The organism is Sphingomonas chlorellae (assembly GCF_056485145.1).
The window spans coordinates 638,728-657,948 of the sequence record NZ_JBQXXM010000001.1; the positions used below are offsets into that span (position 1 = coordinate 638,728).

General features: G+C 69.6%; 21 protein-coding genes. 13 read left to right on the top strand and 8 right to left on the bottom strand.

Annotated features, from left to right (window positions below):
- Positions 1 to 306 precede the first annotated feature (306 nt).
- Together ACT3CF_RS02990 and ACT3CF_RS02995 are read left to right on the top strand one after the other, a co-directional pair.
- Entirely contained in the window at positions 307 to 3,210 is a 2,904-nt protein-coding gene (locus tag ACT3CF_RS02990; protein ID WP_478420239.1) for a M16 family metallopeptidase, read from the top strand.
- A 25-nt stretch (positions 3,211 to 3,235) separates the two neighbouring features.
- Positions 3,236 to 3,535 carry a hypothetical protein gene (locus ACT3CF_RS02995; protein WP_478420240.1) on the top strand — a complete coding sequence of 100 codons (300 nt, stop codon included), beginning with the start codon at positions 3,236 to 3,238 and terminating at the stop codon, positions 3,533 to 3,535.
- 238 nt (positions 3,536 to 3,773) lie between these two features.
- On the opposite strand, the gene ACT3CF_RS03000 is transcribed toward ACT3CF_RS02995, so the two are convergent.
- Positions 3,774 to 4,844: a 5-(carboxyamino)imidazole ribonucleotide synthase gene (locus ACT3CF_RS03000; protein ID WP_478420241.1), complete on the bottom strand. Its 1,071-nt coding sequence runs from the start codon at positions 4,842 to 4,844 to the stop codon at positions 3,774 to 3,776.
- A complete protein-coding gene (gene purE, locus ACT3CF_RS03005; protein ID WP_478420242.1) occupies positions 4,841 to 5,326 on the bottom strand; it encodes a 5-(carboxyamino)imidazole ribonucleotide mutase in 486 nt (161 codons plus the stop codon). Before purE ends, ACT3CF_RS03000 begins: the two co-directional genes overlap by 4 nt.
- Positions 5,327 to 5,688: 362 nt before the next feature.
- Here purE and ACT3CF_RS03010 point away from each other — a divergent pair, with 362 nt between their 5' ends.
- Positions 5,689 to 7,497, top strand: a complete 1,809-nt coding sequence (locus ACT3CF_RS03010) for a cache domain-containing protein (protein ID WP_478420243.1) — start codon at positions 5,689 to 5,691, stop codon at positions 7,495 to 7,497.
- Between the two features lie 99 nt (positions 7,498 to 7,596).
- Here the strand turns inward: ACT3CF_RS03010 and gpmA are convergent, their stop codons facing one another.
- Genes gpmA through ACT3CF_RS03030 form a run of 4 tightly spaced genes read right to left on the bottom strand, consistent with a single transcriptional unit; the run spans position 7,597 to position 10,403 of the window.
- A complete protein-coding gene (gpmA, locus tag ACT3CF_RS03015) occupies positions 7,597 to 8,283 on the bottom strand; it encodes a 2,3-diphosphoglycerate-dependent phosphoglycerate mutase (RefSeq protein ID WP_478420244.1) in 687 nt (228 codons plus the stop codon).
- Between the two features lie 46 nt (positions 8,284 to 8,329).
- The gene (locus tag ACT3CF_RS03020) at positions 8,330 to 8,683 is read right to left on the bottom strand and encodes a hypothetical protein (protein WP_478420245.1); all 354 of its coding nucleotides are present in this window, start codon (positions 8,681 to 8,683) and stop codon (positions 8,330 to 8,332) included.
- A complete protein-coding gene (locus ACT3CF_RS03025; protein WP_478420246.1) occupies positions 8,680 to 9,798 on the bottom strand; it encodes a M14 family metallopeptidase in 1,119 nt (372 codons plus the stop codon). The genes ACT3CF_RS03020 and ACT3CF_RS03025 overlap by 4 nt, the downstream gene beginning before the upstream one ends.
- The gene (locus ACT3CF_RS03030; RefSeq protein WP_478420247.1) at positions 9,795 to 10,403 is read right to left on the bottom strand and encodes a DUF4136 domain-containing protein; all 609 of its coding nucleotides are present in this window, start codon (positions 10,401 to 10,403) and stop codon (positions 9,795 to 9,797) included. The genes ACT3CF_RS03025 and ACT3CF_RS03030 overlap by 4 nt, the downstream gene beginning before the upstream one ends.
- Before the next feature lie 219 nt (positions 10,404 to 10,622).
- On the opposite strand from ACT3CF_RS03030, the gene ykgO reads away from it, so the two are divergent.
- Complete coding sequence (ykgO, locus tag ACT3CF_RS03035) at positions 10,623 to 10,748, top strand: type B 50S ribosomal protein L36 (protein ID WP_010543750.1); 126 nt, start codon at positions 10,623 to 10,625, stop codon at positions 10,746 to 10,748.
- Between the two features lie 4 nt (positions 10,749 to 10,752).
- Positions 10,753 to 11,367 (top strand): HAD family hydrolase, encoded by a 615-nt coding sequence (locus ACT3CF_RS03040; protein WP_478420248.1) that lies wholly within the window; start codon positions 10,753 to 10,755, stop codon positions 11,365 to 11,367.
- An 85-nt stretch (positions 11,368 to 11,452) separates the two neighbouring features.
- Here ACT3CF_RS03040 and pyk read toward each other — a convergent pair whose 3' ends face one another.
- Complete coding sequence (gene pyk, locus ACT3CF_RS03045; RefSeq protein WP_478420249.1) at positions 11,453 to 12,922, bottom strand: pyruvate kinase; 1,470 nt, start codon at positions 12,920 to 12,922, stop codon at positions 11,453 to 11,455.
- Positions 12,923 to 13,189: 267 nt separating this feature from the next.
- On the opposite strand from pyk, the gene ACT3CF_RS03050 reads away from it, so the two are divergent.
- The 3 genes from ACT3CF_RS03050 to ruvC all read left to right on the top strand — a co-directional run bounded on the left by ACT3CF_RS03050 (position 13,190) and on the right by ruvC (position 14,938).
- Positions 13,190 to 13,426, top strand: a complete 237-nt coding sequence (locus ACT3CF_RS03050) for a DUF2312 domain-containing protein (RefSeq protein ID WP_436826988.1) — start codon at positions 13,190 to 13,192, stop codon at positions 13,424 to 13,426.
- A gap of 182 nt (positions 13,427 to 13,608) precedes the next feature.
- Positions 13,609 to 14,352: a YebC/PmpR family DNA-binding transcriptional regulator gene (locus ACT3CF_RS03055; RefSeq protein ID WP_478420250.1), complete on the top strand. Its 744-nt coding sequence runs from the start codon at positions 13,609 to 13,611 to the stop codon at positions 14,350 to 14,352.
- A 97-nt stretch (positions 14,353 to 14,449) separates the two neighbouring features.
- Complete coding sequence (gene ruvC, locus ACT3CF_RS03060) at positions 14,450 to 14,938, top strand: crossover junction endodeoxyribonuclease RuvC (protein WP_478420251.1); 489 nt, start codon at positions 14,450 to 14,452, stop codon at positions 14,936 to 14,938.
- 275 nt (positions 14,939 to 15,213) lie between these two features.
- Here ruvC and ACT3CF_RS03065 read toward each other — a convergent pair whose 3' ends face one another.
- Positions 15,214 to 15,660, bottom strand: a complete 447-nt coding sequence (locus tag ACT3CF_RS03065) for a hypothetical protein (RefSeq protein ID WP_478420252.1) — start codon at positions 15,658 to 15,660, stop codon at positions 15,214 to 15,216.
- Positions 15,661 to 15,856: 196 nt separating this feature from the next.
- On the opposite strand from ACT3CF_RS03065, the gene ruvA reads away from it, so the two are divergent.
- The 5 genes from ruvA (at position 15,857) to tolR (ending at position 19,220) form a co-directional block, all read left to right on the top strand.
- Positions 15,857 to 16,459 carry a Holliday junction branch migration protein RuvA gene (ruvA, locus tag ACT3CF_RS03070; RefSeq protein WP_478420253.1) on the top strand — a complete coding sequence of 201 codons (603 nt, stop codon included), beginning with the start codon at positions 15,857 to 15,859 and terminating at the stop codon, positions 16,457 to 16,459.
- Positions 16,460 to 16,489: 30 nt separating this feature from the next.
- Entirely contained in the window at positions 16,490 to 17,512 is a 1,023-nt protein-coding gene (ruvB, locus tag ACT3CF_RS03075) for a Holliday junction branch migration DNA helicase RuvB (protein WP_478420254.1), read from the top strand.
- 113 nt (positions 17,513 to 17,625) lie between these two features.
- The gene (locus ACT3CF_RS03080) at positions 17,626 to 18,081 is read left to right on the top strand and encodes a YbgC/FadM family acyl-CoA thioesterase (protein ID WP_478420255.1); all 456 of its coding nucleotides are present in this window, start codon (positions 17,626 to 17,628) and stop codon (positions 18,079 to 18,081) included.
- A gap of 7 nt (positions 18,082 to 18,088) precedes the next feature.
- On the top strand, positions 18,089 to 18,778 hold the full coding sequence (gene tolQ, locus ACT3CF_RS03085) for a protein TolQ (protein ID WP_478420256.1): 690 nt from the start codon (positions 18,089 to 18,091) through the stop codon (positions 18,776 to 18,778).
- Positions 18,779 to 18,782: 4 nt separating this feature from the next.
- A complete protein-coding gene (gene tolR / locus ACT3CF_RS03090) occupies positions 18,783 to 19,220 on the top strand; it encodes a protein TolR (protein WP_478420258.1) in 438 nt (145 codons plus the stop codon).
- Position 19,221: the final 1 nt, after the last annotated feature.

Consider the following 19,221-nt stretch of genomic DNA (forward strand, 5'->3'; position numbering starts at 1 on the left):
CGAGGCGGCCCGTCGCCGCGCGCGGCGAGGGGGCGGCCCGCGCCCGCGGCCGGACATCGGCGGCAGGCTGCCGCTTTCGGCGCGCGGGCGCAAGCCGCGGGGGCCGGGTGCGTCGGCATCGCCGCCGGTTGCCGCCGGTTGCTGCCGTCACGGCGCATTTTGTGCGTTTCGGCAAGCGTTTGGGCGGGGTTTTTGCGGGAAGTTCCGGTGTACGGCTGCCTTGCGGCAATAATACGGTTGCGGGGCCATGGCGGGGCGCTATGTTCGCCGCGCCAAATTTTTTCCCCGGGGGAGGATCCCAGCGTTATGAAGCCGTTCGTCACCTATTGCAGCACCGTCGCGCTTGCGGTTGCCGGCCTTGCCACGCCCGCGCTGGCGCAGCAGGCCCCGGCGCCCGCCGCGGCCAAGCCTGCCGCTGCCGACGTCAAGGCGGTGCCCGTCGCCGAACTCGTCAAGCGCGTCGACATTCCGTACGAGACCTTCACGCTCGCCAACGGCCTGCGCGTGATCGTCCATACCGATCGCAAGGCGCCGATCGTCGCGGTGTCGACCTGGTACGATGTCGGCTCGAAGCACGAGCCCAAGGGCAAGACCGGCTTTGCCCATCTGTTCGAGCACCTGATGTTCAACGGCTCGGAAAACGCGCCGGGCGACTTCTTCGAACCGCTCAAGCAGGTCGGCGCCACCGATTTCAACGGCACCACCTCGTTCGACCGCACCAACTATTTCGAAACGGTGCCCAGGCCGGCGCTCGAACGCGCGCTCTTCCTCGAAAGCGACCGCATGGGCCATCTGCTCGGCGCGATCACGCAGGAGGTGCTCGATGAGCAGCGCGGCGTCGTCCAGAACGAAAAGCGTCAGGGCGATAACCGGCCCTACGGCCTGCTCTACTACAAGCTGCTCGAGGAACTGCTCGGCAACACGCCCTATGGCCACAACGTCATCGGCTCGATGGCCGATCTCGACGCGGCGAGCCTTGAGGACGTGAAGAACTGGTTCCGCTCGCACTATGGCCCGAACAACGCGGTGCTGGTGCTCGCGGGCGATGTCGACGCCAAGGAAGCGCGCCCGCTCGTCGAGAAATATTTCGGCGAGATCAAGGCCGGTCCGAAGAGCGAGCTGCCCGCCGTCACCGTGCCGACGCTCGCCGCGCCCAAGACGGTCGAGCTGCACGACAATGTCGCGGCCACGCTGCTGCTGCGCACCTGGGCGGTGCCGGGGCTCAACGATCCCGATTCGGTCCCGCTCGAAGTGTTCGCGGGCGTGCTCGGCGGCCTCGCCAGCTCGCGGCTCGACAACGAACTGGTCCGCAAGGAAAAGCTCGCCGTCAACATCTCGGCCGATAACGAGGCGATGGCCCAGCTCGGCATGTTCCAGATTCAGGCGGTGGTCCGTCCGGGCGTCGATCCGGCGGTGGTGTCGAAGCGCATCGACGAGCTGATGGCCGACCTGATCCGCACCGGCCCGACCGCCGACGAGGTGCGCCGCGTCGCGACGACCAAGGTTTCGGGCCGCATCGCGGGGCTCGAATCGGTCGGCGGCTTCGGCGGCAAGGCGGTCGCGCTTGCCTCGGGCGAGCTCTATTCGGGCAATCCGGCCTTCTACAAGAAGGAGCTGCTCGAAACCGCGTCGGTCACCCCCGATCGCGTGCGTGCCGCGGCGCAGAAGTGGCTGACGCGTCCGGCGCTCACGCTGCTCGTCACGCCGGGCCAGCGCGAAGCCTATGAGGAAGCCAAGGCGCCGGCCGCCAAGCCCGCTGCCGCTGCCGCCGCCGCTCCCGCGGCCCAGGCCGAGCCGGTCAAGGGCACGCGCGGCGCGATGCCGGAGGTCGCCGCGGTCGGCGATCTCGACTTCCCGGCGGTCGAGCGCACGCGCCTGTCGAACGGCGTCGAGCTGGTCTACGCCAACCGCAAGGCGGTGCCGTTCACGCGCATCGTGCTCAGCTTCGACGCCGGTGCCGCCGCCGATCCGGCCGGCAAGCTGGGGACGCAGGGCATGATGCTCGCGCTCCTCGACGAAGGCACGACGACGCGCGACGCGGTGGCGCTCGCCGAGGCGCGCGAGCGGCTCGGTGCCAGCATCGGTTCGGGCAGCTCGGCCGATCGCACCTATCTGTCGCTCGGCGCGCCGACGCCGAACCTCGACGGCGCGCTCGACCTGTTCGCCGACATCGTGCGCAACCCGGCCTTCCCGCAGGGCGAGCTCGAACGCATCCGCCAGACGACGCTGACCGGCATCGCCGCCGAGCTGAAGGATCCGCAGGGTCTGGCCGGCCGCGTCGTGCCGGGCCTGCTCTATGGCCCCGCCAGCCCCTATGCGAAGCTGGGCGCCGGCTCGGGCGATCCGGAGGTGATCAAGTCGCTCACCCGCGCCGAGCTGATCGACTTCTACCGCGCCTGGATCCGCCCCGAAAAGGCGAAGATCTTCATCGCCAGCGACCGTCCGCTGGCCGAGGTCCGCGCCGCGCTCGAGGCGCGCTTCGGCAAGTGGCGGGGCGAAGGCACCGCGGGGGTCAAGGCGTTCGACACGGCGCCGCAGCAGGCGAGCCCGCGCATCGTGCTGGTCGATCGCGGCACGTCGCCGCAGTCGGTCATCATCGGCGCACAGCTCACCAAGCTCGATCCCAAGGCCGAGCTGCTGCCGCAGATCACCGCGAACGTCGTGCTCGGCGGTGACTTCCTGTCGCGCATCAACATGGACCTGCGCGAGAGCAAGCACTGGTCCTATGGCGTCAACGGCCGCTTCGTGTGGCTCGACAAGGCGGTGCCCTATCAGATCAGCGCGCCGGTCCAGGCCGACAAGACGGGTGAATCGATCCAGGCGCTGATGGGCGACATCCGCGCCTTTCTGACGACCCAGGGGGTCACCGACGCCGAACTGACGCGCACGATCAACGGCGCGACTCGCGAGCTGTCGGGTCGATTCGAAACCTCGAGCGCGGTGCTGTCGGCGATGCAGGAAAACGACCTGCGCGGCCGTCCCGACAATTTCTACAGCACCGTCGCGCAAAAATATCGTGCGATGACCGCGGCACAGCTCGACGCTGCGGCACGCAAGGCTCTCGACCCCAGCCGCTTCGTCTGGGTGGTCGTGGGCGACGCCAAGACCGTCCGGCCGCAGCTTGACAGCCTCGGCCTGCCTGTCGAGGTGGTGCCCGCGGCATCCGTGGTGGGCGCTTCGCGCGCTCCCGCACCCGCCGCGGCCAAGTGATCCTGACAGGAAGAGAGAGACCGAAATGGCGAACGTGGACGGAAGCTGGAACACGGTGACCAAGTCGCCGATGGGCGACCAGCAGGCGGTGCTGACCGTGGCGAGCACGGGTGACACCTTCACCGGCACCTATGCGGGTGCGATGGGCAATGCCGAGGTCAAGAACGGCAAGGTCGACGGCGACAAGCTCAGCTGGGCGCTCGACATCACCGTGCCGATGCCGATGACGCTCACCTGCGAGGCGACGGTCGAGGGTGACAAGATCACCGGCACCGTGACCGCGGGCGCGTTCGGCAGCTTCCCGATGGAGGGTACGCGCGCCTGATTCCCAGGCTCGCGGAACGCCGCAAGGGCCCGTCACCCCCCGGGGTGGCGGGCCTTTTGCGTTGGGGGGTGTGTCGTGGGGGAAGGGGGCGGGCCGGCGCTGTGGCCGGGCCGCGCCGATGCCGCGCCCCCGCGCGGCGCATGGCCGGGCGCGGGCACGTCGCGAGCGGCGTTCCCCATGTTGCGAATGCTGCGCATTGTCGGCGCGCCGCGGCCCGCGTTCCGGGCGGCGGCGTGCGTCAGCGGCGGACGCGGGTGACGTGCCCCATCTTGCGCCCCGGCCGCGCGTTGCGCTTGCCGTAAAGGTGCAGGTGCGCGCCCGGTTCGGCGAGCAGTTCGGGCCAGCGTTCGGCCTCCGCGCCGATCAGGTTCTCCATCTCGACATGGCTGCCGGTCAGCGCGGTGCTGCCCAGCGGCAGCCCGCAGATCGCGCGGATATGGTTCTCGAACTGCGACGTCTCGGCGCCCTCGATCGTCCAGTGGCCGCTGTTGTGGACGCGCGGCGCCATCTCGTTGAACACCGGCCCGTCCTCGGTCGCGAAGAACTCGAGCGTCAGCACGCCGACATGGTCGAGCGCCTCGGCGACGCGCCCGGCGAGCGCCGCGGCCTCGGTCCAGTGACGCGCGATCTCGGCGGGGGCGGGGAGTGTCGAGCGCGCGAGGATGCCGTCCCTGTGCTCGTTCCAGGGCGGCGGATAGCTGGTCAGCGCGCCGTCGACCCCGCGCACGGTGATGATCGAGAATTCGTGGCTGAAGGCGACGAACCCTTCCAGGATCGCGGGGCGTCCGCCGATCGCCGCCCATGCCGCCTCGGCTTCGGCGGGATCGTGCAGCCGCACCTGGCCCTTGCCGTCATAGCCCAGCCGCAGCGTCTTCAGGATCGCCGGGGTGCCGATCGTCGCCAGCGCGGCCTTCAGTTCGTCGAGCGTCGCCACCGGCGCCCAGGGCGCAGTGCGGCCGCCCAGCCCGGCGACGAACGCCTTTTCCTCGGCGCGGTCCTGCGCCACCGCCAGGCTTTGCGGGCCGGGGCGCACGGGCACGCGCGCGGCGAGATATTCGACCGGGTCGATCGCGATATTCTCGAACTCATAGGTGACGACGTCGGCCGCCGCCGCGAGTTCGTCGAGCACGATGCGGCTGTGATAGTCGGCGCGGGTATAGCTCGACGCGGTCTGCGCCGCGACGCTTTCGGCGTCGGGGGCCAGGATGTGCGTGCGATAGCCGAGCTGCGCCGCCGCGACCGCCAGCATCCGCCCAAGCTGGCCGCCGCCCAGGATGCCGATCGTCGAACCGGGGGGCAACACGCTCATGCCGGGTCCACCGCGACGCTGTCGGTCTGGCGCGCGCGCCAGTCCTGCAACCGCGCCGAAAGCGCCGGGTCCGCCGTCGCCAGGATCGCCGCCGCGAACAGCCCGGCGTTGATCGCGCCGGCCTTGCCGATCGCCAGCGTGCCGACCGGGATGCCGCCGGGCATCTGGACGATCGACAACAGGCTGTCCATGCCCTTCAGCGCCTTCGATTCGACGGGAACGCCCAGCACCGGCAGGTGCGTCATCGCGGCCGCCATGCCGGGCAGGTGCGCCGCGCCGCCCGCGCCCGCGATGATGACCTTCAGCCCGCGGCCTGCCGCGCCCTGCGCATAGTCGTACAGCCGCTGCGGCGTCCGGTGCGCCGACACCACCCGGGTCTCGTGCGGCACCGCCAGTGCGTCGAGGATCTCGGCGGCGTGGCGCATCGTCTCCCAGTCGGACGTGCTGCCCATGATGATGCCGACAAGAGGTGCGTCCGTCATGCTTGCCCCTGCAACCCGCGTTGGCCTGCCTCCCTAGGCGCTGGCGCCGGGACAGGCAATCGTCTCGTCTCCCGTCGTCGCCGGGCGCCGCTGCGGGCGGCGGATCGCCGACGGCCGGCGCGGGAGGCTTTGACAGCCTTGTCGGCGCTCTGGTCTATGCCACGGGAAAGCCTCGCGTAATTTTCAAAATGATGCAGAGGCACCCGCACACCCCTGACTCCCTCCTAAGAAGATTGCGTGTGCTGCAATCATCCGGAGTCAGTTCCGTGTCATTCCTTAACAAAATTAAGATATCCAGGCGATTAAATATCATCGCCCTGACCGCGCTGGTCGGTCTGGGCCTGTTGATGGGACTGGCCGTCATGCGTCTCAACGTGACGCGGACCGACAGTTTCAAGAGCGCGACGCAGCAGAGCGTCGACATCGCCTACAGCATTCTCGACCGTTATTATAACGAGGAGAAGTCGGGCCGCATGACGCGCGAACAGGCGCAGCAGGCGGCGCTTGAATCGATCCGCACGCTGCGGTTCGGCAAGGACGATTATTTCTTCATCATCGGCGACGACGTCGTCATCCGTATGCACCCGGTGCGCACGGATCTGGTCGGCAAGAACGTCGCCGGCGTCAACGATGCCGACGGCAAGCCGCTGTTCAGCCGCATCGTCGATCTGTCGAAGCGCGACGGCCAGGGTTTCATCGAATATAACTGGCAGCGGGCGAGCGGCTCGGGCGCCGACATGAAGCTGTCGTTCGTCCGCCATTTCGCCCCCTGGGGCATGACGCTCGGCACCGGCGTGCTGTTCGACCAGATCCGCGCCGCGGTAATGCAGGACGCGTTCAACCTCGGCTCGATCGCGATCGTGTTCGTGGTGATCGTCGCCGCCGTGATCTGGGTCATCAGCCGTTCGATCACGCAGCCGGTCCAGGCGCTCGAAGGCCGGATGCGCTCGCTCGCCGACGGCGACACGGGCACGCCGATCCCCGGGCTCGACGGCCGCGACGAGGTCGCCGGCATGGCGGCTGCGGTCGAGGTGTTCCGCGAAGGCGCCGTGGCGCGTATCGCCGCCGAAGCCGCCAAGGCCCAGGCCGATGCCGACCAGGCGTTCATCGTCAGCCTCGTCTCGCACAAGCTGTCGAACCTCGCCGAAGGCGATCTCACCGCGCGCATCGACGAACAGGTGCCGCCGTCCTACGACGATCTGAAGCACAACTATAACGGCGCGATCGAAAAGCTGCGCGACCTGATCGGCGTCATCTCGAACGCGTCGGAGAATATCCGCACGGGCTCGACCGAAATCGCCGCCGCGTCGGACGACCTTGCGCGTCGCACCGAAAGCAACGCCGCGAGCCTCGAACAGACCTCGGCCGCGCTGTCGCAGATCGACAACCGCCTGCGCTCGAGCGCCCATTCGGCGGGCCGTACCGCCGATCGTGCCCGCGAGGCGCTTTCGATCGTCGGCACCGGCCGCGAACGCGCCAACCAGGCAAGCGGCGCGATGACGCGCGTGTCGGAAAGCGCCAAGGGCATCGACACGGTGATCGAGGGCGTCGACAAGATCGCGTTCCAGACGCGCGTTCTCGCGATGAACGCCGCGGTCGAGGCCGGTCGTGCGGGTGAGGCGGGCCGCGGCTTCGCCGTCGTCGCCGACCTCGTCTCGGCACTCGCGATGCGCGCCGAGGAAGAGGCGAAGCGCGCCCGCGAACAGCTCACGCTGACCCAGGCCGACATCGTCGTCGCGGTCGACGCCGTGCACAATGTCGACAACGCGCTCGCCGAGATCACCTCGAGCGTCGAGGAAGTCTCGGGCCTCGTCAGCACGATGGCCGAGGACAACCGCGCCCAGTCGAGCACGATCAGCGAGATCGCCAGCGCGGTGAACACGATGGACCAGTCGACGCAGCAGAACGCCGCGATGGTCGAACAGACCTCGGCTGCCGCGCGGCATCTGTCGGAGGAAGTCGCGATCCTCGCCAGCCGTTCGGGCCAGTTCCGCACCGGCAACGAGCCCGCGGCGCGCCTGTCGGCGCCCGCCGCGCCGGCTCCGCGTCCCGCGGCCAAGCCCGCGCGTCCGGCCAAGGCGGCGGCGCCCGCCTATCAGTCGCCGGTCAAGCCGTTGCCGGTCAACGGCTCGGCCGTCGCCGCCGGCGGCGACGATTGGACCTCGTTCTGATCGGCGCGGTCCCGCCGGAGCGATTTGCGTAACATCGAAGGGGGCGAGGCCCGGTGCCTCGCCCCCTTTTCGTTGCGTCCCCCTCGTCGGGTCGCGCGATCAGCGCTCGTTCAGGTAATAACGGTCGGTCGCGTTGAGCGCGTCGTCGAGCTGATAGACGATCGGCTGGCCCGTCGGGATCTCCAGCCCGGTGATCTCGGCGTCCGAAATCCCCGACAGGTGCTTCACCAGCGCGCGCAGCGAGTTGCCGTGCGCCGAAATCAGCACGCGCTTGCCCGCCTTCAGCTCGGGGGCGATCCGCGCTTCCCAATAGGGCAGCACGCGCGCGATCGTGTCCTTCAGGCTTTCGGTCGCGGGAACCTTGATCCCGGCATAGCGGCGGTCCTGCGCCAGGTCGAACGGCGACCCCGCCTCCATCGGCGGCGGCGGCACGTCAAAGCTGCGGCGCCACACATGCACCTGTTCCTCGCCGTGCTTGGCGGCGGTCTCGGCCTTGTTGAGCCCGGTCAGCCCGCCATAATGGCGCTCGTTGAGGTGCCAGTCCTTCTCGACCGGCAGCCACAGCCGGCCCATCTCCTCCAGCGCAAGGTTCAGCGTCTTGATCGCGCGCGTCTGGACGCTGGTGAAGCACTGGTCGAAATCGAACCCCTTGTCGCGCATCAGCCGCCCGGCGGCGCGCGCTTCCTCGGCGCCCTTCTCGGTCACGTCGACGTCCCACCATCCGGTGAAGCGGTTCTCCAGGTTCCAGGCCGACTGGCCGTGGCGGATCAGGACGAGCGTGGGCATCGAAACCTCCGGTGTTTTTGCAAGATCGGGAATGCGCCAGCGCCGGTTAGACGAGCGCGGCGGCGGGGGAAAGGGGGGCGGCGTCCGGCCCGATCCGCCGCGTGAAGAAGCGCGAAAAGCGATCGTCGGCAGGATAGTCGCCAAAGGCGGGGCAGGGTTCGAAGCCGAAACGGCGATAGAGCGCGTGCGCGGCGGCAAAGCCGGGGTCCCCGGCGAGCGCGGCATCGGGCGCGTCGGCGTCCCACGCGCTCCAGAAGCGGATTTCGGGCGCCTTCAGCCCCGACAGGTCGAGGAAATGGCAGCTTTCCGCGGGCGAGCTCGCCAGCATCCCCCGCGCGTGCAGCGCCAGCAGCGCCTGCACCGCGGGGGTGTCGAGCCCGCCTTCGCGGATCGCGATCACAGTTCGTCGATCATCCCGGCCAGCGTGTCGAGGCACGAATGCGCCAGCCGCTTGCAGCGCTCGGGGCTCCACGCGAACGCGGCGTCGGCGTTGGCGTCATGGTCCTTGAACGGCATTTCCAGCGTCATCGACACCGCGCCGAAACGCTCGGCGAGCTGGTTGGTCGACATCGACAGATTGGCCTGGCCCGGCGCCGACTTCTCATAACCGAGCTCGAGCTGGAAATCGGGCGTCGCCTCGGCCAGCCGGCGGGCATAGGCATAGAATTTCTCGCCATGCGCGTCGGTCCAGCTCGGAATGCCTTCATATCCGGCCAGGAAGTTGGCCGGGATCGCCTCGTCGCCATGGATGTCCATCGCGAAGTCGACGCCGGTTTCGTCCATGCGGTTGCGCACCACCAGCACTTCGGGGCTGCGCTCGGGGGTGGGGGTGTCCCATTCGCGGTTGAGGTTGACGCCCGCGGCATTGGTGCGCAGGTGCCCGCGCCGCGATCCGTCGGGGTTCATGTTGGGGACGATGTGCAGCGTCGCCTTGCGGCGCAGCGCCTGGGCGGTCGCGTCGTCGGCGTCGGTCAGCTTTTCCAGCGCGCCTTCCATCCACCATTCGGCCATCGTCTCGCCCGGATGCTGGCGGGCATAGAGCCACACCTGCTTCGGCCCGTCGCCCATCGTCAGGTAATCGATCGGCTGGCCGTCGAGCGTGACGCCCAGCTCGCGGTGCGCGACGCCCGGCTGCGCGGCGATGCGCGCGATCAGGTCGTGGTGGCGCTCCATCGAATAGGGCGCGAAATAGGCGAACCAGATCAGGTCGGTGTCGATCGTGCGCGTGAAGTGCAGCACGCCGTCGGTATAGTCGGTGTCGGTCGTGCGCCACGTCGCCCGGTCGGTGCTCCACCGCGCGCGATAGCCCGGCCAGCCGAACGCATAGGCCGAATTGGCCGCGTTGAGGATGCGGAAGGTCAGCGTACGCCCCTTCGCGCCGGCGACGCGGAAATGGAACCATTGGTAGAAATCGGACTGATGGTCCTTCACGATCTCCAGATCGATCCGGTCGCCGTCGATCGCCACCAGGCGGATGTTGCCGGAATCGAAGCCGGCGTTGATCTTGATGGTCATTTCACCGTGATAGTGATGCCGGACTCGCCGGGAAAGTCCTTGAACAGCGCGCGTGCCAGTCGCGGCGCGGCGTCGGCGGGGCTGGCGCCGGCGGTGCCGCTCGTCGCCTGCGTCACCGCGCGGCCTTCCCACACCGTCGTGTTGTCGCTGCGTCGGCGCAGCTGGACCCACAGTTCGGACGTATAGAGCTGGCGCGTCTTGCCGCCGAGGCCGAAGCTCACGCCGCCGCCCAGGCCGACGCCGCTGCCATAGCTGCCGCCGCCCAGTCCGATCGACACCGGCGGGCGTTCCTTCACCTCGCCGCGCGCGACGCGGCTGAACGAGACGGCGGCGATATAGCCCGACGGCGTCGTGCCCAGCGACCGCGCATAGCCCAGCCGCTCCAGCTCGGCGGCGACCGCGTCGGCGTAAAGCTGGAATTCGGGGCTGATCTCGCTCGATTGCGCCATCGGCTCGATCTTGATGCTCGTGCGCTCCATCGGCTGGCCCAGGTGGAAACGCGTGACGTCGACCGGCGCCTGCGCGGTGGTGGCGGTGCACCCGCCCGCCAGCGTCGCGGCGGCCAGTGCGGCCAGCATCGCGGGTTTGGGCATCAAGCTCGACATGGAACGACCCTCCGTAATCGCAACCTTCCGGCGCGCGGGAAGAACGCCCCGCCGCCGCTCAACCCGGTCTAGCCCGCCCGGGTTCCAAAGGCGAGCCGCGGCGCGGCCGTCGCGGGTAAAGCACGCGATCGGGGCGGGTTTGCCTTGACTCGGGCGCGCCGGGCCGATAGGCGGGCGCCTCTTTCCGGCATTCCAGATAGTTTGAGAAGCGAATCGGTCATGAAGATCGTGAATTCTTTGAAGTCGCTCAAGGGGCGGCACCGCGACAACCGCGTGATCCGCCGCCGTGGCCGGATCTACGTGATCAACAAGACCCAGAAGCGCTTCAAGGCCCGCCAGGGCTGATTCGGTGGTTCAGCCGTCGGCCGTCATCTTCGATGTCGGCAACGTGCTGTTCGACTGGAACCCGCGCTTCCTGTACGAGCGTCTGATCGGCGACGGTCAGACGCTCGACGCATTTCTGTCGCAGGTCGCCACCCGCGAATGGCATTTTCAGCATGATGCCGGTCGTCCCTTTGCCGAAACCTCGGCAGAGCTGGCGGCACTGCATCCTGAATATGCCGAATGGATTGCGCTGTGGGGGCCGCGCTTCAACGATCAGGTGCCCGGGCCGCTGCCCGGCATGGTCGCGCTCGTCGAGGAACTCGACGCGGCGGGCGTTCCGCTGTTCGCGATCACCAATTTCTCGGCCGAATTCTGGCCGCCCTTCCGCGCGCAATGGGCGGGGGTGTTCGATCGTTTCCGCGACATCCTCGTCTCGGGCGAGGTGCGGCTGGTCAAGCCCGATCCCGCGATCTACCGGCTCGCGCTCGATCGTTTCGGCCTCGCGCCGCACGATGCGGTGTTCGTCGACGACAATCGCGCCAATGTCGATGCCGCGGCGGCGCTGGGCATCCATGCGGTGCTGTTCGACGGCGCCGATCGCTTCCGCGCGCAACTGGTGGGCCACGGCCTGCTCGGCTGAGCGCCGCCTGCCCGAACGCTTTTTCTGAACGAATCGACTTGTCCGCCGTCCGGGGGCACGGCGTTCCGCGCCCCCGGTATCGGCGTCACGCGCCCTCGGGGCCGCGATAGTTGGTCAGCTCGTCGCCGACGATCGTCACGACGTGGAGCACGTTGGTCGAACCCGGCGTGCCGAAGGGGACGCCCGCGCACACGATGATGCGGTCGCCCTGCGCCGCCAGCCCGTGCCGCATCGCCATGCGCTTGGCCTTGGCGACCATTTCCTCGAACGATTCGACGTCGCGCGTGTGGACCGCGTGCGTGCCCCACAACAGCCCGGTGCGGCGCGCGGTGTCGAGCTTGGGCGTCAGCACCAGGATCGGCACGCGCGGCCGCTCGCGCGCGATGCGGCGTGCGGTCGAGCCCGAGCTGGTGAAGCACACGATCGCCGATGCCGAAACGGTGACGGCGATGTTCTTCGCCGCCTCGGCCAGCGCGTCGGCGGTGGTGGGGTCGGGGCGGGTGACGGTGAAATGGACGCGGTCGCCATGGCCGGGGTCGCGCTCGACCGCGTCGGCGATCGAGTTCATCATCGCCACCGATTCGGTCGGCCACTTGCCCGCGGCGCTTTCGGCCGAAAGCATGATCGCGTCGGCGCCGTCATACACCGCGGTCGCGACGTCGGAGACCTCGGCGCGCGTCGGCGAGGGGCTCTCGATCATCGATTCGAGCATCTGCGTCGCGACGATCACCGGGCGGCCCATGCGGCGCGCGGTCTCGACGATGCGCTTCTGGAGCGGCGGCACCGACTGCGGCGGCAGCTCGACGCCCAGGTCGCCGCGCGCCACCATCACGCCGTCGCACTGCTCCATGATCTCGTCGAGCCGCGAAATCGCGCTCGGCTTCTCGATCTTGGCGAGCAGCGCCGTCTTGCCGCCGATCAGCCGGCGCGCTTCCATCAGGTCCTCGGGCCGCTGGACGAAGCTCAGCGCGATCCAGTCGACGCCCTGTTCGACCGCGAACGCCAGGTCGCTGCGGTCCTTTTCGGTCAGCGCGGCGAGCGGCAGCACCATGTCGGGGACGTTGAGCCCCTTGGCGTTCGACAGCGCGCCGCCGACCTCGACCGTGGTTTCCAGCCGGTCGGGCGTCACCGCGGTGACGCGCAGCACCAGCTTGCCGTCGTCGAGCAGCAGCCGCGCATTCTCGTGCGCCGCCTCGAAGATCTCGCGATGCGGCAGCTCGACGCGCGTGGCGTCGCCCGGCGTCGGGTCGCGGTCGAGCGTGAAGCGCTGGCCGGTGGTCAGCATTACGCGGCCCTCGGCGAACTTGCCGACGCGCAGCTTGGGGCCTTGCAGGTCGGCGAGGATCGTCGTCGGGCGGCCGTAACGCGCCTCCAGCGCGCGGATCGCCTCGACCACCGGCGCCTTCGACGCCTGGTCGCCATGGCTCATGTTGATTCGGAACGCGTCGGCGCCGGCCTCGAACAGCCGCTCGATCATCTCGGGAGTGCTGCTGGCCGGACCCAGCGTGGCGAGAATCCGCACCTTGCGCGTACGGGGGCTCAATGCCTGTGTCATCGTTGTCATCCTTGTCCGGCTCCCGTCTAGTCGCTCTTGCGGCATCTTCAACCGCCGATTGCGTTCCGTTCAACTGCGATCGACGCTTTTGGCGATGAAGGTTACAATTTCGAGCGCGCCGAGGCGAGGCCGCGCGGGCGCCGCGGCGGGGCTTGAGCGGCGGCGCGCCGTCCAGTAAGCGGCCGGCTTCGTCTTTTTCCGTCGATCCCCCCGGCCGTGACCGTCCGGTGCGCGTGGGATGGCGTCACCAGTCACAGGAGCCCGGACATGTCCGATTCGATTTCCGCCGAACAGCTGCGCCTCTTCATCGAACGCATCGAGCGTCTCGAAGAGGAGAAGAAGGGCATCGCCGACGACATCAAGGATGTCTATGCCGAGGCCAAGTCGACCGGCTTCGACGTCAAGACGATGCGCAGCATCGTCCGGCTGCGCAAGATGGAGAAGCACCACCGCGACGAGGCGGAGATGCTGCTCGAAACCTACAAGCAGGCGCTGGGAATCTGATCGCGCGGCGCGGGGCTGCGGCCTCGCGCACGCCGGTACGGCGGGGTGCGGGCGGTGTCGCCCGTCGCGTGCGTATCGGCGCAGGCTTGTCGAAGGGGCGGCTTTTCCTTTACCGACGCCGCATCAATGGAAATGCTGGGCGCGCGAGTTGCCTTCGCGCCCGCGCAACGCACGGACGACGCATGGCAGGCCATTCCAAATTCAAGAACATCATGCACCGCAAGGGCGCGCAGGATAAGAAGCGCTCGGCGATGTTCTCCAAGCTCAGCCGCGAAATCACCGTCGCGGCCAAGTCGGGGCTGGCGGACCCCGACATGAACCCGCGACTGCGCGCCGCGATCAACGCGGCCAAGGCCCAGTCGATGCCCAAGGACAATATCCAGCGCGCGATCGACAAGGCGTCGAAGGGCGAGGGCGATAATTACGAGGAAATCCGGTACGAGGGCTTCGGCCCCGGCGGCGTCAGCCTCATCATCGAGGCGCTGACCGACAATCGCAACCGCACCGCCACCAACGTCCGCACCGCGGTGTCGAAGAACGGCGGCAACCTCGGCACGGCGGGCTCGGTCAGCCACGGCTTCGACCGGATGGGCCTCATCACCTATCCCGAAAGCGTCGGCGACGCCGAAAAGGTGTTCGAGGCCGCGCTCGAGGCGGGGGCCGAGGACGTGTCGAGCAGCGAGGACGGCCACGAGATCTGGACCGCGCAGGGCGATCTGCACGAAGTCGCCAAGGCGCTCGTGCCGGTGCTCGGCGAATCCGAAGGCGCAAAGCTCGCCTGGCGTCCGCAGACGGTGGTGACGCTCGGCGCCGACGATGCGGCGACGCTGTTCAAGCTGATCGACGCGCTCGACGACGACGACGACGTCCAGACCGTGTGGGGCAATTACGAAGTGCCCGACGACGTGATGGAGAAGCTGGGTTGATGCACCGGCTCCTCCCCGCACCGGGGAGGGGGTGGACGGGTGCTTCCCCGCGGGCGTCGCGGGGCGCAGGCCGCCGGCATCGGCCCGTGGCCGGGCGATGCTGATCCTCGGGCTCGATCCGGGGCTCGGCACCACCGGCTGGGGGCTGATCCGGGCCGAGGGTAACCGGCTCGCGCATGTCGGCAACGGCCAGTTGCGCACCGATACCGGGGCGCCGCTGCCGCGCCGGCTCGCGCATCTCGACGCGATGCTCGCCGCGCTGATCGCCGATCACGCGCCCGCTGCCGCTGCGGTCGAGGAGGTGTTCGTCAATTCGAACGCCCAGTCGACGCTCAAGCTCGGCCAGGCGCGCGGCGTCGTGCTGTGCGCTGCGGCGCGCAGCGGCATCGACGTCGGCGAATACAAGCCCAGCACGATCAAGAAATCGGTGGTCGGCGTCGGCAACGCCGCCAAGGAACAGGTGCACGCGATGGTCTCGCGCCTGCTTCCCGGCGTAAAGATCGCCGGCGCCGACGCGGCCGACGCGCTCGCGGTGGCGATCTGCCACGCCCACCACCTCGCCAGCGCCCGCAACGGCCTGCGCTGACCCCCCAAATCCTCCCCGGCCACAGGAGGGACGCGCCGCGCCAGCGGCGGAAGTCCCGCCGCCCCAGCTCCCAAAAATCCTCCCCGGCCACGGGGAGGGGGACCATGCGCACAGCGCATGGTGGAGGGGCCGCCGCGCCAGCGGCGGAAGTCCCGCCGCCTAGCCCCCAAATCCTCCCCGGTCACGGGGAGGGGGACCATGCGCGCAGCGCATGGTGGAGGGGCCGCCGCGCCAGCGGCGGAAACCCCGCCGCCCCAGCCAGCCCTTCCGCCGCGCTACGCCGCCTGCGCGGCCGGCCCGTCGGCATCGTCATTGGCCGCGCCCGGCCGCCGCACCCGGCGCGCGCGCACCGTCCGCGCGCGTCCGCCGCGGCGCATCCGTGCCGCCAGCCAGTGCCGCATCCCGCGCACGCGCAGCGCCGATCCCGTCGCCGCCACCACGATCAGCCCGTCGAGCCACGCGCTCACCTCGAACGCCGTCAGCGCGCCGACCACCTCCGGCCCGAACATGCCGAGCAGCAGCCGTCCCTCGTCCTCCATCACCCAGACGATCGTCGCCGCCACCGCCAGCGTCAGCACCACCAGCAGCACCTGTCCGCGCGACCAGCGCGACAGCCGGCGCGCCGGCGCATCCACGCCCATCGCCCGCATCGCGCGTCCGACCGGCGTGTCGCCCGCGGCGAACAGCGCCAGCCACATCAGCAGCAAACCCGTTTCCAGCATCAAGTCCCCCCTCGCGTTCGGGCAAAAGCTGGGGGGCTCGCGCGGCGATTGCCAGCGGCGTGCGCGATTTCGCCTTTCCCATGCGCGCATGTTCCGTTTATGTACCGGGCGTGACCCGATCTGCCCGCCTGTCGCCCGTCGCCCTGCGTCGAACCGCGCCGCCGCGCGCCGTGCTTCCGTCGCGGGGGCGCCGCCGATGATCGCCCATCTGCGCGGCCGCCTCGCCGCCAGCGGCGCCGATCATGCGGTGATCGACGTCAACGGCGTCGGCTATCTCGTCGGCGCCTCGGCCAAGACGCTCGACAAGCTCGGCGCGGTGGGCGAGCAGGTCACGATCCATACCGAGATGCTGGTCAGCGAGGATTCGATCCGGCTGATGGGCTTCGCCACTGCCGACGAGCGCGACTGGTTCAAGCTGCTGACGAGCGTGCAGGGCGTGGGGGCCAAGGTCGCGCTGGCGATCCTGTCGATCCTCGCCCCCGCCGACCTGCGTGCCGCGGTCGCGCGCGCCGATGCCGCGACGATCGCGCGCGCGAACGGCGTCGGGCCGAAACTGGCGCAGCGCATCGTCAACGAGCTCAAGGACAAGGCGGGCGGTATCGCGCTCGGCCCGGCGGCGGCGGGCGCGGGCGCCGCGCCGGCGGGCGGGGCCGCCGCCGATGCGGTCTCGGCGCTGCTCAACCTCGGCTTCAAGCCGGCCGAGGCGAGCGCCGCGGTCGGTGCCGCCGCCGACGAGCTGGGCGCCGCCGCCACGCTCGACGCGCTCGTCCGCCTCGCGCTGCGCAAGGCCGCGAAATGAGCGCCGCCCGCCCTCGACTGAAGACCCGCCATGCCCGATTCTGACCGTCTGATCTCCGCCGGCCGCCGTCCCGAGGATGTCGACGCCGCGCTTCGCCCCAAGGCGCTCGACGATTTCGTCGGCCAGCGCGCGGCGCGCGAGAATCTGCGCGTGTTCATCGACGCGGCGCGCGCACGCGGCGACGCGCTCGACCATGTGCTGTTCTTCGGCCCGCCCGGGCTCGGCAAGACGACGCTGGCGCAGATCGTCGCGCGCGAGATGGGCGTCGGCTTCCGCGCCACCTCGGGGCCGGTGATCGCCAAGTCGGGCGATCTCGCCGCGCTGCTCACCAATCTCGAGGACGGCGACGTCCTGTTCATCGACGAGATCCACCGCCTCAACCCTGCGGTCGAGGAGGTGCTTTATCCCGCGATGGAGGATCGCGCGCTCGACCTGATGATCGGCGAGGGGCCGTCGGCGCGCAGCGTGCGGATCGACCTGCCGCGCTTCACGCTCGTCGGCGCGACGACGCGCCAGGGGCTGCTCACCACGCCGCTGCGCGACCGGTTCGGCATCCCGGTGCGGCTGCAATTCTATACCGTGGACGAGCTGGTGCGCGTCGTCACGCGCGCCGCCGGGCTGCTCGGCCTCGCGATCGCGCCCGACGGGGCTCAGGAGATCGCGCGCCGGTCGCGCGGCACCCCGCGTATCGCCGGGCGGCTGCTGCGCCGCGTGCGCGACTTTGCCGATGTCGCGGGGGCGGCGACGGTCGATGCGCGCGCCGCCGACGCCGCGCTCAACCGGCTCGAGGTCGACGCGCTCGGGCTCGACACGATGGACCGGCGCTATCTGACGATGATCGCCGACATCTATCGCGGCGGTCCGGTGGGGGTGGAAACGCTCGCCGCCGGCCTGTCCGAAGCGCGCGACACGATCGAGGAGGTGATCGAGCCCTATCTGATCCAGATCGGCATGATCGCCCGCACCGCGCGCGGCCGCTGCCTCAACGCGGCGGGGTGGAAGCATCTCGGCCTCAATCCGCCTGCGGGCGGGCAGGACGGGCTGTTCGACTAGGCAGGCCGCTGGGCAGGCCGCCGGGCGGGCACCCCGCGCCCCGCCCGCGCGCCGTGGTTGCCAAAGGCTTAATCGGGTTCCTTCCGCCGCGATGCTGGGCTAGGAGCCGGGGGATGCATTCCCCTGCCGCCCTTGCGCCGCTGGGCCGTTTCGAAGGCCCCGAGCATCACTTCGCGGTGCGTGTCTATTTCGAGGACACCGATCTTACCGGTGTGGTCTATCACGCCAATTACCTGCGCTTCCTCGAACGCGCGCGGTCGGACATGGTGCTCGCCGCCGGGATCGACCAGCGCGCCGCGCACGAAGCGGGCGAGGGCGCCTATGCCGTGCGCGGGCTGTCGCTTCAGTATCGCGCGCCGGCGCGGCTGGGCGACGAACTCGTCATCGTCAGCCGCGTTACCCGGCTGCGTCCCGCGGCGGTGGATATTCAGCAACGAGTCATGCGGGGCGAAACCATAGTGGCCGAAGCCGGGATCGAGGTGGTGTTCGTCGCGCCCTCGGGCCGGCCGCGGCGGCAGCCTGCGGCGTGGATCGCCGCGTTCGAACCGCTGGTGTGGAAGGGAAACTGAACTCGACATGGATGTGATGACCACCGATCCCGCGACGCTGTCGCCCATTGCGCTGTTTCTCCACGCCGACTGGCTGGGCCGCGGGGTGATGATCGGGCTGCTGCTCGCCAGCCTGTGGACCTGGGCGATCATCCTCAGCTTCAGCGTTCGCCTGGTGCGCGTGCGCAAGGGGATCGACGCGTTCGAGACCGAATATCGCGAGGCCGAGGATATCGACGCCTTCCATCGCCGCGCCGCCACGCGCGACCTGCCGATCGCGCGCGTCTTTTCGGCGGGCGTCACCGAATGGCGCCGTTCGACCGCGGGCAAGGTGATCGACCGCGAGGGCACGCGCGAACGCCTCGCCACCGCGATGGGCGCCACCGTCGCGCAGGAAATCGATCGCCTCGCCGATCGGCTCAACTTCCTCGCCACGGTCGGCTCGGTCGCGCCCTTTGTCGGGCTGTTCGGCACCGTGTGGGGGATCATGCGCGCCTTCACCGGCATCGCGCAGCAACAGAATTCGTCGCTTGCGGTCGTCGCGCCGGGGATTGCGGAGGCGCTGTTCGCCACCGCGATCGGCCTGTTCGCCGCCATCCCGGCGGTGATCGCGTACAACCGCTTCAGCCACGGCATCAACCGCGTCGAACAGCGGCTCAACCGCTTCGCCGACGGCTTCCACGCCACGCTCAGCCGCCGGCTGGAGATGGAGGGCTGAGCCGATGGCGATGAACCTGCCTTCGCAGCGCGGCCGCGGCCGGCGGGCGCCGATGGCCGAAATCAACGTCACGCCGCTCGTCGACGTGATGCTGGTGCTGCTCATCATCTTCATGGTCACCGCGCCGCTGCTCACCGCGGGCGTGCCGATCAACCTGCCCGACAGCCGCGCCAAGCCGCTCGAACAGGAACAGAAGCCGGTGCAGATCTCGATCGATCCGCGCGGCCAGGTGTTCCTCGACGACGCGCCGATCGCCGACGATGCGCTTCCCGGCGCGCTCGCCGCGCTGGCCGACCGCAAGCAGCCCGACGGCCAGCCGCCGCAGATCTATCTGCGCGCCGATCAGGGGCTCGGCTATGGCAAGGTGATGCGCGTGATGGGTGAGCTCAACCATGCCGGGCTCAACCGCGTGTCGCTGCTCACCAACGCGACCGCGCAGTAAG

Bases quoted from the DNA above. Each gene is read 5' to 3' on its own strand.
- ACT3CF_RS03025 (WP_478420246.1), bottom strand. From the start codon at position 9,798: ATGACCATCAAGATCAACGCCGGCTTCGATTCCGGCAACATCCGCCTG.
- ACT3CF_RS03050 (WP_436826988.1), top strand. From the start codon at position 13,190: ATGTCCGATTCGATTTCCGCCGAACAGCTGCGCCTCTTCATCGAACGC.
- ACT3CF_RS03010 (WP_478420243.1), top strand. From the start codon at position 5,689: ATGCGTCTCAACGTGACGCGGACCGACAGTTTCAAGAGCGCGACGCAG.
- tolR (WP_478420258.1), top strand. From the start codon at position 18,783: ATGGCGATGAACCTGCCTTCGCAGCGCGGCCGCGGCCGGCGGGCGCCG.
- ACT3CF_RS03030 (WP_478420247.1), bottom strand. From the start codon at position 10,403: ATGTCGAGCTTGATGCCCAAACCCGCGATGCTGGCCGCACTGGCCGCC.
- ACT3CF_RS03055 (WP_478420250.1), top strand. From the start codon at position 13,609: ATGGCAGGCCATTCCAAATTCAAGAACATCATGCACCGCAAGGGCGCG.
- ykgO (WP_010543750.1), top strand. From the start codon at position 10,623: ATGAAGATCGTGAATTCTTTGAAGTCGCTCAAGGGGCGGCACCGCGAC.
- ACT3CF_RS03065 (WP_478420252.1), bottom strand. From the start codon at position 15,660: ATGCTGGAAACGGGTTTGCTGCTGATGTGGCTGGCGCTGTTCGCCGCG.
- ruvB (WP_478420254.1), top strand. From the start codon at position 16,490: ATGCCCGATTCTGACCGTCTGATCTCCGCCGGCCGCCGTCCCGAGGAT.
- ACT3CF_RS03080 (WP_478420255.1), top strand. From the start codon at position 17,626: ATGCATTCCCCTGCCGCCCTTGCGCCGCTGGGCCGTTTCGAAGGCCCC.
- ACT3CF_RS03000 (WP_478420241.1), bottom strand. From the start codon at position 4,844: ATGAGCGTGTTGCCCCCCGGTTCGACGATCGGCATCCTGGGCGGCGGC.
- ACT3CF_RS02995 (WP_478420240.1), top strand. From the start codon at position 3,236: ATGGCGAACGTGGACGGAAGCTGGAACACGGTGACCAAGTCGCCGATG.
- purE (WP_478420242.1), bottom strand. From the start codon at position 5,326: ATGACGGACGCACCTCTTGTCGGCATCATCATGGGCAGCACGTCCGAC.
- pyk (WP_478420249.1), bottom strand. From the start codon at position 12,922: ATGACACAGGCATTGAGCCCCCGTACGCGCAAGGTGCGGATTCTCGCC.
- tolQ (WP_478420256.1), top strand. From the start codon at position 18,089: ATGGATGTGATGACCACCGATCCCGCGACGCTGTCGCCCATTGCGCTG.
- gpmA (WP_478420244.1), bottom strand. From the start codon at position 8,283: ATGCCCACGCTCGTCCTGATCCGCCACGGCCAGTCGGCCTGGAACCTG.
- ruvA (WP_478420253.1), top strand. From the start codon at position 15,857: ATGATCGCCCATCTGCGCGGCCGCCTCGCCGCCAGCGGCGCCGATCAT.
- ACT3CF_RS02990 (WP_478420239.1), top strand. From the start codon at position 307: ATGAAGCCGTTCGTCACCTATTGCAGCACCGTCGCGCTTGCGGTTGCC.
- ruvC (WP_478420251.1), top strand. From the start codon at position 14,450: ATGCTGATCCTCGGGCTCGATCCGGGGCTCGGCACCACCGGCTGGGGG.